Genomic DNA, 13,486 nt, shown 5'->3' on the forward strand with positions numbered 1-13,486 from the left:
CTGACGCGTGTTCGCCTGGCCTGACAACCGCGACGATGATGCGGTTGCGACGATAAGGAGTTCGCAATGCCGATGCGCCCGATTTGCGCCGTCCTGCTCGCGCTTGCCCTGCCTCTCCTCGGGCTGTCTCCCGCCCCCGCCGACACTCTCAGCCGGGCCGCGCCGGAGCCTGCGACCGTCGGCGGCGAACGCGCTCCGGTCACCGCGGACAGACAGATGGTGGTGACCGCCCATCCGCTCGCCAGCGCGGCCGGCCTCAAGGCGCTGCGCGACGGCGGCAGCGCCGTCGACGCGGCCATCGCCGCGATCATGGTGCTCGGTCTCGTCGAGCCGCAGTCGGCCGGCCTCGGCGGCGGCGCCTTCCTCGTGAGCTGGGATGCCGCCTCGGGGCGCCTGACTACCTGGGACGGCCGCGAGACCGCACCGGCCGCCGCCACCCCCGACCTCTTCCTGAACGCAGAGGGCAAGCCCAATCCCTGGCCGGAAATGGTGCCGGGCGGCCTCTCCGTAGGAGTTCCGGGCCTGCTGGCGATGCTGCATGCCGCCCACGCCCAGGGCGGCAAGCTGCCCTGGGCCCGGCTGTTCGACGATGCGATCGCGCTCGCCCGCGACGGCTTCGGCGTTTCGCCGCGGCTGAGCGGCCTGGTCGCCGGCATGGGCGCCGATGCGTTCTCGCCGCAGGCACAGGAATACTTCCTTACCCCCCACGGCGGTCCGCCGCTGCTCGGGCAGGTCATCGAGAACGGCGCCTACGCCGACACGCTCGAGCGGATCGCCGACGACGGTCCGGCGGCCTTCTACACTGGCGAGATCGCGGCGGACATTGACGCAGCGGTGGCACACTCCTGGCACAATCCTGGCACACTGACGGCAGACGACCTTGCCAACTACCGGGCAGTCGAAAGGCCGGCCGTCTGCGGCACCTACCGCGGCTACCGGGTCTGCGGCATGGGGCCGCCGTCATCGGGCGGCCTGGCAGTTGCCATGTCGCTGGAATATCTCGATAAATTCGACCTCGGCCAGGTCCCGACCGCCGCCGCACTGAACCTCGTCGGCAACGCGGAGAACCTCGCCTTCGCCGATCGCGACCGCTATGTCGCCGACCCGGACTTCGTCGATGTTCCCGCCGGCCTCATGAACCCCGACTACATCGCCGGGCGCGTCGCGCTGATCGATCCGAAGCGGTCCGGCGGCGTCCGCGAGCCCGGCAATCCGCCTGCCGCCGACGGGTCCTTCGGCAAGGATGGAACGAAGGAAGCCCCTGGAACGACCCAGGTTTCCGTTGTCGACGCGGCCGGCAACGCGGTCTCCATGACCGCCTCGATCGAGTCGGCCTTCGGCTCCCGCCTGTTCGTCGACGGCTTCCTCCTCAACAACGAACTGACGGATTTCTCCTTCGCGCCGGAAGACGAGAACGGCTATCCGATCGCGAACCGGGTCGAAGGCGGCAAGCGGCCGCGGTCGTCGATGGCGCCCACCATCGTCTTCGACCCCGACGGTAAGCTCGCCATGGTGCTCGGATCGCCCGGAGGGAGCCGCATAATCCCCTATGTCATCAAGGCGATAGTCGCCCATGTCGACTGGGGGCTCGATCCGCAGGCCGCCGCGTCGCTGTTCAATTTCGGCAGCCGCAACGGCCCCTTCGAGGTGGAGAACGTACCCGGCGCCGACCTCTGGATTTCCGCGCTGGAGGATCTCGGCTGGACCGCAAGACAGGCGGAAATGACCAGCGGGATCAACATGATAACGATCCGGGACGGCAAGCTCCAAGGCGGTTCGGATCCGCGACGCGAAGGCGTGGCGATGGGCGACTGAGTCAATCCGTCGCTGAAATTCGCCCGGCCAGGTCCACGAGCGCCCGGTCGCTGCCGGCCGGACCTATGATCGACAGGCCGAGCGGGGCGCCGTCGAGGCTGGCCAGGGGGATCGTCACCTGCGGCAGGCCTGCGATGCCGGCGATGCACAGGATTGAGAGCGCCCGGTCGCGGAAGATCTCCAGCTCCGCAACCGGCGTCGCAGCCAGCGGGGCAATGGCTGGAACCGTAGGCAGGACAAGCACTTGCGATTGCACGAGGGCGCGGACGTGCTCGCGGATCTTCGCGTGCAGGTCCCAGGCGCGGGCCTTCGCCGCCTGGTCGCGGTCGACACGGCGCGCCCACTCGAATCGGTCCCGCACGCCCGGCCCGAATTCGGGGTTGCGGCTTTCGATCCACTTTCCGTGGACCTCCCAGATTTCCGCCGCCTGCGTGGTCCGGAACACCAGCAGCCAGTCGGCAAGGCCCTGCGGGGTGTCGGCGGTCGCGGCGATTAATTCCGATCGCATCGGACCAAGCACGCTTCCGGCCCGCTCTGCTGCTGCGGCGAAAGCGGAGCGTGTCCGGTCATCGATCACCAGTTCGAGCGCGTCCGATATTACTGCGGGCGAGCCCTGCGGCAGACCCGCCGTGTCCGCGCCCAGCAGGACGTCGCCGACGCGGGCGAACGTCCTGGCATCTCGTGCGAACCAGCCGACCGTGTCGTAGCTCGGGGCAAGCGGCATGCATCCGGAAATGTCGATGCGGCCGATCGTCGGGCGGATTCCGAAAAGGCCGCAATAGCTTGCCGGCGCCCGCACCGAACCGCCGGTATCCGTACCGAGGGCGAAATCGACGAGACCTCCGGCCGTGGCCGATGCCGAACCCGACGACGAGCCGCCCGGAATCCGCTCCGGCGCAGCGAAATTGACCGGAGTCCCGTAATGCGCGTTCTGTCCCTGCAGCGAGAACGCCAGTTCGTCGGTAATCGTCTTGCCGACGAATTCCGCGCCTGCGTCGAGCAGTTTCTGCACCGCGGGCGCATTCGCGGAGGCCGGTTCGGCCTCGGCGAGCCTGGTCGGGTTGCCGCAGCCGGTCGGATACCCGGCCACGTCGAACAGATCCTTGACGCCCAGCCTCAGGCCGGCCAAGGGGCCGGTTCGCGCATGCGCCACGGGCACCTCGGGGTAGCGCATGAAAGCGCCGAGCGGATCATCGGATATCGGCAAGCACCTGCTCCCCAGCCTAATGCCGGGCGACCATAATGTCCGACGCTGCCGCTGTCATGCCAGTGAGGCGCGGCTCACACGACCGCCGCCGGAAAGTACTGGTAGATCCAGGTTTCGCTGAGTGCGTCCCCGCCCTGGCGCAGATACATGCGCAGGGTGACCGGTTCGTGGCCCTGCGCTTCGATATCGAACAGCACCCGCCAGCGATCCGTGCCGACAACGGGATAGGCGTCGGTGTTATCGATCTTGCCGCGGCTCGATTCCACCGCCGCGGTCACGCCGCTCTGCCGATCGAGCCCGGCCAACGTGGGGCCTTCCAGGTCGATGGCAAACTTGCGCGCACCCGGCGGGCGCGGCTGGCCGGGAATGCCACCCATGCCGATCCGCGTTGCCACCACCTGCGCAATCGGCGCCGGATGGGGCTCGGCGGCGAGCCAGTGCAGCCGATAGGAGAAATCCAGGGCCTGGCCGCCCGCCACCGGCTCGCGCGGCACCCAGAATGCGACGATGTTGTCGTGGATTTCGTCGTCGGTCGGGATCTCGACCAGTTGAACGGACCCCGCCCCCCAGTCGTTGTTCGGCTCTACCCAGACACTTGCGCGTTTTTCGTAGAAGACCCCGTCGTCCTGGTAGTTCTCGAAGTCGCGGTCGCGCTGCAGCAGGCCGAAGCCGCGGGGGTTCTCGTCCACGAAGGCGTTGGTCGTCACGATCGGCGGATTGGTGATCGGCCGCCAGATGCGCTCGCCTGCGCCCGTCCAGATCGCCAGACCGTCGGAATCGTGGATTTCCGGCCGCCAGTCCTTCGCGTCCTCCCGGTTCGTCTCGGAATACCAGAACATGCTGGTCAGCGGTGCGATGCCGAGCTTCTCGATGGGCGTGCGGGTGAACAACGCCGCCTCGACGTCCTGCACGATGCCCTTGTCGGGCGGGCCGCCCGCGATGCGGTAGGCGCCGCTGAGGCTGGGGCCGTCGAGCAGCGCGTAGAGGATCAGGCCACCGTCCCCGGTGCGCTCCAGCCAGAACTCGCTGAAGCGCGGGAATTCCTCCGCCTTCGACGACGCCGTGTCGACGGCGATGCCGCGCGCCGACAGTCCGTACTGGCCGAACGGGCCGGAGGTACGGAAGTAGGACGCACCGAGAACCGCAAGCCAGTCGCTCTTCCCCGACTCGTCCATGACCCGGAATCCGGCGAAGCCGATATCCTCGGGCAGGTTGCGGGCCACGTGACCTTCGGGCATTTCGAAATGGTCCGGCGAATAGAGCAGTTCCCGCGCCTCGCCCCCCTCCACGGCGTATATGCGCACCGGCGCCTTGAAATAGCGGCCGAGGTGGAAGAAGCCGATGCCGGGACCGCCACCGTCTCCGCCCCACAGCTGCGCCTCGTCGCGGAAGCGGATCTGCTGGTGAGCGTCGAAGTCGATCTGCTCGAGCACCTCGGGCGCCCGAATGACCGGCGCCGCATAGGGTTTGCCGGCCAGTTCCCGGGCACGGCGCTTGAGGAGGTCGAACGAGAACGGCTCGGCGGGGCCGAACCGCGACTCCGCGGAGGCGGTCGCCAAGGCGAGCCGAGGCAGGAGGCCGGCCGCGCCGACGCATACTCCGCCGATCAGGAGTTCGCGGCGGGTCAGGGTGTAAACCATGGGTCTCCTGCTCTATTTCGATATCCGAAGCAGTCTGATCCACTGTCATGGTGGAATTTCTGTGGCAAGCGTGCAATCGAAGTGCGGAAGGCGGTCGGGATTCAGGTATGTCGGGACGAAAACGCAGGATGGAATTGACCACGGATCACGTCGCCCAGGTTCACCGGGTAATAGAGGATCCCGGTCTCGATCCTGACCTGACCTACCGGACCGACGAGGACTACGCCGAACTCACCCGCGAACTGCTGGAGGTGCGTCCGGCCGGCGAGGAGCTTTGGCTGTTTGCCTCCGGCTCGCTGATCTGGAGGCCCGAGGTCGAGCATCTCGAGGGCCGGGTCGGCACCATCCATGGCTATCATCGCTCGTTCTGCCTGAGGATGACCCAGTGGCGCGGCTCCAAGGAGCAGCCGGGGCTGATGATGGCGCTCGATCGGGGCGGCCAGTGCACCGGCATCGTCTACCGGTTGAACCACGAGGCGATGGAGGAGCAGATCGACAAGCTCCTGCGCCGCGAAATGCGGACGCGGCCCTCCAACAATGCGGCCCGCTGGATGACGGTGAAGACTTCCGAAGGCCCGGTCACGGCCCTGGTCTTCGTCATGAACCGCAACGGCCCGGCCTATGTCGGCCGCCAGTCTCTGGCTGACACCGTCGAGATGCTGGCGCGCGCCTGCGGCCACGGCGGCTCCTGTGCGGAATACCTTTACAACACCGTGCACCACCTCGAGGAAATGGGCATACACGACCGCCAGCTGTGGAACCTGCAGGAACTGGTCGCCCGCCGGATCGCCGAGGACCACGGGCTCGACGGCGAAGGCATCTGAGCGCCCGCGACGGCTCCGCTCCCGGCCGCGATCACAGTTTCGCCTTCCGCAACCGAAGCGAATTGCCGATCACGCTGACCGACGACAGCGACATCGCCGCGGCCGCCAGCATCGGCGACAGCAACAGCCCGAGGAACGGGTACAGGACGCCGGCGGCGATCGGCACGCCGGCGGCGTTGTAAACGAACGCGAAGAACAGGTTCTGGCGGATATTGCGCATCGTCGCCTGACTGAGCCGGCGCGCCTTCACGATACCGTTCAGGTCCCCCTTCAGGAGGGTCACGCCGGCGCTCTCGATGGCGACGTCCGTGCCGGAGCCCATGGCGATGCCGATATCGGCTGCGGCGAGCGCCGGCGCGTCGTTGACGCCGTCGCCGGCCATGGCGACCACGCGACCCTCGTTCTGGAGTCGCCTTACGACGTCGCTCTTCTGGTCGGGCAGGACGTCGGCCTCGACCTCGTCGATTCCCAGCCTGCGCGCCACCGCCTCCGCCGTCGTGCGGTTGTCGCCGGTTAGCATGACGATGCGAATGCCGTCTTCATGCAGTGCCTGAATCGCCTGGGGCGTCGTTTCCTTGACCGGGTCGGCGATCGCCAGCACGCCGGCGGCCCTGCCGTCGACACCGGCGAAGATCGCCGTGGCGCCCTCCTTGCGCAGCGCGTCGGCCGTGCCGGAGAGCGCACCGGTGTCGATCCCGTGCTCGTTCAGGAAGGCGGCGGAGCCGAGCAGGACGGCCCGGCCGTCCACGACCCCCATCGCTCCCTTGCCGGTCGGGGACTCGAAATCAGAGGCGTCCGCGAGAGTCAGTCCGCGTGCCTGCGCAGCGGCGACGACGGCTGCCGCCAGCGGATGCTCGCTGGCCCGTTCGACGCTGGCGCAAAGCTGCAGCAGTTCGTCTTCGGAGATCCCCTCGGCGACGATCTCGGTTACCGAGGGCCTGCCCTCGGTCAGCGTTCCCGTCTTGTCGCAGACGAGCGTATCGACCTTTTCCATCCGCTCGAGCGCCTCGGCGCTCCTGATCAGCACACCGGCGCTCGCGCCGCGTCCCACGCCGACCATGATCGCCATCGGCGTGGCGAGGCCGAGCGCGCACGGGCAGGCGATGATCAGCACGCTGACGGCAGCGACGAGGGCAAAGGCGAAGCGGGGATCCGGCCCGAACATCGACCAGACGACGAAGGCGACAAGCGCGGCGGCCAGCACCAGCGGCACGAACCATCCGGAGACCTGGTCCGCCAGCCGCTGGATCGGCGCCCGGCTGCGCTGCGCGTCGGCAACCATCTGCACGATTCGCGACAGCATGGTGTCGCGGCCGACCTTCTCGGCCCGCATCACCAGCCCGCCGGACTGGTTCATCGTACCGCCGATCACAGCGTCGCCGACGCTCTTGGTCACGGGCATCGACTCGCCGGTGACCATCGATTCGTCCACCGACGAGCGTCCGTCGGCCACTTCGCCGTCGACCGGCACCTTTTCGCCGGGGCGTACCCTCAGGCGGTCGCCGATGACGATATCCTCAAGCAGCACCTCCTCGTCGCTGCCGTCCGCGACGATGCGGCGGGCGGTCTTCGGCGCAAGGTTGAGGAGCGCCTTGATCGCTCCGCTCGTCCGCTCCCGGGCCCGCAGTTCCAGTAGCTGGCCGAGGAGCACGAGGACGGTGATCACCGCGGCAGCCTCGAAATACACCGCCACGGTTCCATCCGGCCCCCGGAAATCGGCGGGAAATACGCCCGGCGCAACGGTCGCCACCACCGAGTAGAGCCAGGCAACGCCGGTTCCCATTGCAATCAGCGTGAACATGTTGAGATTGCGGGTTACGATCGACTGCCAGCCACGCTCGAAGAAGGGCCAGCCGCACCACAGGACGACGGGCGTGGCCAGCACGAGTTGCACCCAGTTCGAGGTGCCCGACTCGAGGATGTGGAGACCGAGCACGTGGCCGCCCATCTCGAGCAGGAAGACGGGGACCGTCAGCGCCAGGCTGATCCAGAAGCGGCGGGTGAAGTCGACCAGTTCCGGATTCGGGCCGGAGTCCGCCGACACCATCATCGGCTCCAGGGCCATGCCGCAAATCGGGCAGGTGCCGGGTCCTTCCTGCTGGATCTCCGGATGCATCGGGCACGTGTAGATCGCGCCTTCGACGACCGGCTCTTCCCGCCGCTCGCCGGCGAGATAGCTCTCCGGCTCCGCAACGAACCTCTCGCGGCACTTCCCGCTGCAGAAATAATAGGTCGTGCCGTGGTGCTCGTGGGCATACCTGGCGGTCTGCGGATCGACGCTCATGCCGCATACCGGGTCCGTCACCGCCGCCTGTTCGGGCGAACCGGGGTGATGCTCGTGGGCGCAGCGGGCGGAATGCTGATGGTCGGCGGACATGGCAGGCCTGGCTCCGGGGAAGTGGGGCTATACCCTATAGGGGTATATCATACCGCTTGACATGTATACCCCCTATGGGTATCTGGCAAGAATGCAGGACGAGGTGAAGTCAGCGGTCGCCAGGCGACTCGGCCGGATAGAGGGCCAGGTCCGCGGAATCGCGCGGATGGTGGCCGACGACCGCTACTGTATCGATGTCGTCAATCAGGTTTCCGCCGTACGCGCCGCGCTCAAGCGCGTCGAGGAGGAGGTCCTGCGCGATCATGTCGCCCATTGCGTAGAGCACGCGATCGCAAGCGGCGATCAGGAAGAGCAGCGCCAGAAGATCGCCGAACTGATGCAGGTCCTGGAGCGGTCAGGACGCTGAGTCCGGCCAACATCTTCCGTTCGGTCGGCTTGACACCATAACCGGAACAAAGTCCGGTCTTCCTGCTTTAACATTTCCGAGCACCTAGATACCTCAACGAGCCCGGACTGCAGGGTAGCGATCCCACATGGAAAAACTCGACCAGACCCATTTCCTTGACGGTGGCGGAGAAATGGCGGAAGCCATCCGCCGCTTCGATTGGGCACAAACGCCGCTTGGCCCGCTGCCTGAGTGGCCGCCGGCGCTGGCAATAGCCGTCGGGATGATGCTGAACTCCCGATTCCCCAAATGCATCGTCTGGGGTCCGGAGAAAACCGCCATCTACAACGACGCGTTCCGACCGATCCTGGGCAACAAGCCGGAGCCGCTGGGCAAGTCGTTCAAGGAGATCTGGGCGGAAGCATGGGACACGATCGGTCCGATCGCCGACAAGGCTTTCGCCGGCGAGGCGACATTCATCGAGGATTTCCCGCTCGTCATCGACCGCTTCGGGCATCCCGAGCAGGCTTACTTCACCTTCTGCTACAGTCCCATCCGCGACGAGAAGGGCAACATCTCGGGAATGATGGATACGGTCATCGAGACGACCGGCAAGGTCCAGGCGCAAAAGCACGCCAGACTTCTCAATCGCGAGCTGGCGCACCGCATCAACAATACGCTGGCCATGGTGTCGGCGATCGCCAGCCAGACCTTCCGCACGGCGAAGTCCAAGGACGAGGCGAAGACGCGGCTCGACCTGCGCATTCTCGCGCTGGGCGAGGCCCACAAGATCCTGACAAAATCACAGGAGGGGACGGCGCCGATCCGCGCCGTCGTCGACAACGCTCTTGCGCCCCATCTCACGGGAGCCAACGAAATCACCATCGAGGGCCCGCCGCTCGACTTGTCCGCGAGGCATTCGCTGGCACTGGCCCTGGCCACCAACGAACTCGCCACCAATGCGGTCAAGTACGGTGCCCTGTCGACCGATGAGGGTAAGGTCAATATCTCCTGGAAGGTCGGTGCGCCGCGATCCTCCGAGCGCTTCGTGTTCTGTTGGGTCGAAGAGGGCGGGCCGCCCGTCCGCAAGCCGAGGCGACGCGGCTTCGGGTCCGTCCTCGTCGAGAAGGCACTGGCGCAGGACTTCCAGGGCGACGTCAAGCTCGTCTACGACCGTGTCGGCCTGAAGTGCGAACTGACCACGGAGATGCGCAACCTGCATTTCGAACCGGACGATGACCTGTTCGTGAACGGAAATCCGGCTTAGGCACCTTCCCGGGAACACCCCCCTACGGCGCGGCGGGATCAAAAACGTGCCCGGCATGTCACAAGTCGCCGCCCTGTTCCGTCGTTCCAGTGCAGACCCACTGCCTGTAACGACGGAGATTGACGATGAGTGAACTGAAACCGGTTGCCTACGAACGCTCGATTCTCGACCTGCTGCAGTATCTCGGCAACGCCATGCCCCTGCTCGAGGCTCACGGCCTCGACGAGACTGTCCGGAACCTGGTGCTGTTGCGGGCCTCGCAGACGAACGGCTGTGCATGGTGCCTCGACATGCATCTGAAGGAGGCCCGCGCGGCGGGCGAAACGGCCGAACGGCTCGACCGCATCGTGGTCTGGCAGCATTCGGGCCACTTCGACCAGAGGGAAAAGGCAGCGCTGGCCTGGACCGACGCGCTGACCGTACTCGATCCGAAAACGGATTACGGTATCCTGCGGGCGAAGCTGCGCGAGCATTTCTCCGAGGAGCAGATCGGCGCCCTCACGGTGGCCGTCGGGATGATCAACATGTGGAACCGGATCAACGTTTCCAAGCACTGACCATGGCGACCCGGGATACCGACGTCTTCGAAGCGGCGCGCCCCGGATTGCTGGGGCTCGCCTACCGCATCCTCGGATCGCGCGCCGATGCCGAGGATGCGATCCAGGACACCTACCTGAAATGGTCGGCCGCCGACCGAGAGGACATCGTCAATCCAGCGGCATGGCTGACGACGGTCTGCACGCGCAAGTGTCTCGACATGCGGCGGGCCGCAGACCGCAGGCGCGTCGACTACGTGGGCGCCTGGCTTCCGGAGCCGATCCATACCATCGCGGAAGGGGGCGCCGAAGCCGAACACATGCTCGCCTCCTCCCTGTCCACGGCGTTCCTGCTGATGCTGGAGCGGCTAACGCCAAAGGAACGCGCCGCATATCTCCTGCACGAAATTTTCGAGATGTCCTACCCTGATATCGCCGAGGCGCTGGAGCTGAACGAGACCAACTGCAGGAAGCTCGTGTCGCGCGCCCGCGACCATGTCGAACGGTCGCGTGTCCGCCATGTCACGCCGCCCGAACGGCAGGATCAGCTGCTGGACGCATTCCAGGACGCCATCATGTCGGGATCGGCAGCCAGACTGACCTCACTACTTTCCGAGGACATCCGGGTGGTGGCCGACAGCGGCGGCAAGGCCGTCGCGATCAGGCGCGCGCTGCATGGCGTCGAAGAGGTGGCGGCGTTCCTCTCACAGGGCCTGCACCGGCACTGGAGCGGACTGGAATGGGAGCGAACGGACCTGAACGGCGGCCGTGGCCTCCTGATCCGGATGGACGGAACGACGGTCGCCGCCGTGTCCTTCGGCTACGATCAGGCCGGTCGGCTGCACGATATCTTCATTGTCCGCAATCCGGACAAGCTGGCGCGAACCGCAGCCGTTGCCGTCCAATGACTGCGACCGGAGGAGAAGACGTGCGGCGGAGAAGACGTGCGGCGGAGTCGAATTTGTTCTCCGCCGCACTCTGGCCTCGGCGTTCCGGCCTTCAGGCCGCCTTGGGCAGGACCGTCTCGACCAGTGAGGCCCAGAAGCCGACACCATAGGGGATGGCGTCATCGTTGAAGTCGTATTGCGGCGTGTGGACGTTGGCACCGCCCTTTTCCCCGGGCATGCCGTTGCCGAGCCAGATGTAGCAACCCGGCCGCTCCTCGAGCATGTAGGAGAAATCCTCCGCCCCCATCTTCGGGGCACCGGTGGTCGAAACCTGAGCGTCGCCTACCACCTGCCGGGCCGCGGCGGCCGCAAGTTCGGTCTCGTCGGCGGTGTTGATCGTCGGCGGGTAGTTGCGCATGAAGCTGACTTCCGCCGTTGCATCGAAAGCGAGCGCGACATTGGTGGCGATGCGCTTGAGTTCGCTCTCGATCAGATCCCGGACCTCCGGCAGGAAGCTCCGGCAGGTGCCGCTCAGTTCCGCTTCCTCGGGAATGACGTTGAAGGCGTCACCGGCGTGGAACTGGGTGACGGACACCACGGCCTCCTTGATCGGGTCCACTCGCCGGCTGGCGATGGACTGCAGCGCGGTCACGATATGCGAGCCGATGACGACAGGGTCCCGCGCGACGTTCGGCATGGCGCCGTGACCGCCCTTGCCCCTGACGATGATCTTGAACTCGTCGGCGGCTGCCATGCAGGGCCCGTTGCGCATGGAGATCGAGCCGAGCGGCAGGCCGGGCATGTTGTGCATGCCGTATACGGTCTCGCAGTTGAAACGTTCGAACAGACCCTCGTCGATCATCACCTTGCCGCCGCCGCGGCCTTCCTCGGCGGGCTGGAAGATCAGGTAGACGGTGCCGTCGAAATTGCGGTGATCGGCAAGGTAGCGGGCCGCGCCGAGCAGCATTGTGGTGTGGCCGTCGTGGCCGCAGGCATGCATCTTCCCGTCCGTCCTGGAGGCGTGCGCGAGATTGGTCTTCTCGAAGATCGGCAGAGCATCCATGTCGGCGCGCAGGCCGATCGCCCGGTTCGAACCGCCCTTCCCCCGCACGACGCCGACGACGCCGGTCTTCGCGATACCGGTGTGGACCTCGTCGACACCGAACTCCCTGAGCTTCTGCGCGACGATCTCCGCTGTACGCGTTTCCTCGAAGCCAAGCTCGGGATTGGCATGAATGTCGCGGCGGATCGCCACGAGATCGTCCATGTATGGTTTCACGCGGTCGGTAAACGACATTTCCGGACTCTCCGTTGTATTGTTCGTAACTCTAGATTGCCTTTCGGCAGCAGCAAGGCAAGCGATCCCTTCATCGATCAGGCCGCCTTGGGGAGCACCGTTTCAACGAGTGCCGCCCAGTAGGCGACGCCATGCGGAATTGCCGAATCGTTGAAGTCGTAGGAGGGCGAATGCAGCGAGTTTCCGCCAGCTTCGCCGTCGACGCCGTTGCCCAGCCAGATGTAGCAGCCGGGCCGCTTTTCCAGCATGTAGGCGAAATCCTCCGCTCCCATCTGGGCCGGCCAGTCGCTCGACAGGTTCGAGTCGCCGACGGCAAGCCCGGCAGCCCGCGCGGCAACCCGGGTTTCCTCATCGCTGTTTATGGTCGCGGGATAGCCGCGCATGAAAGCGACCTCGGCACGCGCGTCGAAGGCCGTGGCCACTTGCGCGGCGATCCGCCGGGCCTCGCCTTCGATCAGCGTCCGCGTGTCAGGATCGAAACTGCGGGCGGTGCCGATCAGCGTCGCCTCGTCGGGAATGACGTTGAATGCGGTGCCGGTCTCGAACTTCGCCACCGACAGGACGGCGGGCTCGAGAGGATCGACCAGGCGCGAGACAATCGCCTGTAGCGCCGTGACTATATGGGCGCCGACCACAACCGGATCGCGCGCCAGATGCGGCCAGGCCCCGTGCCCGCCCTGCCCGGTCACGCGGATGCGGAAGGCGTCCGACGATGCCATGCAGGGACCGGCGCGCATCGCGATCCTGCCGACTTCCACCCCCGGCAGATTGTGCATGCCGTAGACCGACTGGCAGTCGAAGCGCTCGAACAGACCGGCTTCGATCATCCTGCGCCCGCCACCGCCGCGTTCCTCGCCGGGCTGGAAGATCAGGTAGACCGTGCCGTCGAAATCCCGCTTGTCGGCGAGATAGCGGGCCGCCCCGAGCAGCATCGTCGTGTGGCCGTCGTGGCCGCAGGCATGCATCCTGCCGTCCGTGCCGGATCGATGGGCGAAGTCGTTCCTTTCCGTGATCGGCAGCGCATCCATGTCGGCGCGTAGGCCGATCGCGCGGTTCGATCGGCCGCTGCCGCCGGGCCCGCCGCCGCGCACGACCCCGACGACGCCGGTGCCGGCGATACCGGTGTGAACCTCGTCGACGCCGTATGCCCTGAGCGTGTCTGCGACCAGCCGCGCCGTGCGCCGCTCCTCGAATGCGAGTTCGGGATGTGCGTGCAGGTCCCGGCGGATCGCAACGAGGTCGTCGACATAGCGTCCAACGTCGTCCCTGATGGCCATGCGCCTTCCTGTT

11 protein-coding genes are annotated in these 13,486 nt (G+C 66.5%); 6 read left to right on the forward strand and 5 right to left on the reverse strand.

What is annotated here, in order from left to right; genetic code table 11:
• Positions 1–66: 66 nt before the first annotated feature.
• The gene (gene ggt, locus V3328_RS20570) at positions 67–1,815 is read left to right on the forward strand and encodes a gamma-glutamyltransferase (RefSeq protein ID WP_340331593.1); all 1,749 of its coding nucleotides are present in this window, start codon (positions 67–69) and stop codon (positions 1,813–1,815) included.
• Position 1,816: 1 nt separating this feature from the next.
• Here ggt and V3328_RS20575 read toward each other — a convergent pair whose 3' ends face one another.
• Together V3328_RS20575 and V3328_RS20580 are read right to left on the reverse strand one after the other, a co-directional pair.
• Entirely contained in the window at positions 1,817–3,022 is a 1,206-nt protein-coding gene (locus tag V3328_RS20575) for an amidase (protein ID WP_340331594.1), read from the reverse strand.
• A gap of 74 nt (positions 3,023–3,096) precedes the next feature.
• On the reverse strand, positions 3,097–4,662 hold the full coding sequence (locus V3328_RS20580) for an OpgD/OpgG family glucan biosynthesis protein (RefSeq protein ID WP_340331595.1): 1,566 nt from the start codon (positions 4,660–4,662) through the stop codon (positions 3,097–3,099).
• A gap of 128 nt (positions 4,663–4,790) precedes the next feature.
• On the opposite strand from V3328_RS20580, the gene V3328_RS20585 reads away from it, so the two are divergent.
• Positions 4,791–5,486, forward strand: coding sequence for a gamma-glutamylcyclotransferase (locus V3328_RS20585; protein ID WP_340331596.1), 696 nt, complete (start codon positions 4,791–4,793; stop codon positions 5,484–5,486).
• Positions 5,487–5,517: 31 nt separating this feature from the next.
• Here V3328_RS20585 and V3328_RS20590 read toward each other — a convergent pair whose 3' ends face one another.
• Positions 5,518–7,863, reverse strand: a complete 2,346-nt coding sequence (locus V3328_RS20590; protein ID WP_340331597.1) for a heavy metal translocating P-type ATPase — start codon at positions 7,861–7,863, stop codon at positions 5,518–5,520.
• A gap of 91 nt (positions 7,864–7,954) precedes the next feature.
• On the opposite strand from V3328_RS20590, the gene V3328_RS20595 reads away from it, so the two are divergent.
• The 4 genes from V3328_RS20595 to sigJ all read left to right on the forward strand — a co-directional run bounded on the left by V3328_RS20595 (position 7,955) and on the right by sigJ (position 10,920).
• Positions 7,955–8,230 (forward strand): metal-sensitive transcriptional regulator, encoded by a 276-nt coding sequence (locus V3328_RS20595; RefSeq protein WP_340331720.1) that lies wholly within the window; start codon positions 7,955–7,957, stop codon positions 8,228–8,230.
• A gap of 127 nt (positions 8,231–8,357) precedes the next feature.
• Positions 8,358–9,476 carry a sensor histidine kinase gene (locus tag V3328_RS20600; RefSeq protein WP_340331598.1) on the forward strand — a complete coding sequence of 373 codons (1,119 nt, stop codon included), beginning with the start codon at positions 8,358–8,360 and terminating at the stop codon, positions 9,474–9,476.
• A 125-nt stretch (positions 9,477–9,601) separates the two neighbouring features.
• Positions 9,602–10,033 carry a carboxymuconolactone decarboxylase family protein gene (locus V3328_RS20605; protein WP_340331599.1) on the forward strand — a complete coding sequence of 144 codons (432 nt, stop codon included), beginning with the start codon at positions 9,602–9,604 and terminating at the stop codon, positions 10,031–10,033.
• Between the two features lie 2 nt (positions 10,034–10,035).
• Entirely contained in the window at positions 10,036–10,920 is an 885-nt protein-coding gene (gene sigJ / locus V3328_RS20610) for an RNA polymerase sigma factor SigJ (protein WP_340331600.1), read from the forward strand.
• Between the two features lie 91 nt (positions 10,921–11,011).
• Here the strand turns inward: sigJ and V3328_RS20615 are convergent, their stop codons facing one another.
• Positions 11,012–12,196 carry a M20 aminoacylase family protein gene (locus V3328_RS20615; protein WP_340331601.1) on the reverse strand — a complete coding sequence of 395 codons (1,185 nt, stop codon included), beginning with the start codon at positions 12,194–12,196 and terminating at the stop codon, positions 11,012–11,014.
• A gap of 77 nt (positions 12,197–12,273) precedes the next feature.
• Complete coding sequence (locus tag V3328_RS20620) at positions 12,274–13,473, reverse strand: M20 aminoacylase family protein (RefSeq protein ID WP_340331602.1); 1,200 nt, start codon at positions 13,471–13,473, stop codon at positions 12,274–12,276.
• Positions 13,474–13,486 lie beyond the last annotated feature (13 nt).

The organism is Microbaculum marinum (assembly GCF_037855135.1).
GTDB classification, from domain to species: domain Bacteria; phylum Pseudomonadota; class Alphaproteobacteria; order Rhizobiales; family Tepidamorphaceae; genus Microbaculum; species Microbaculum marinum.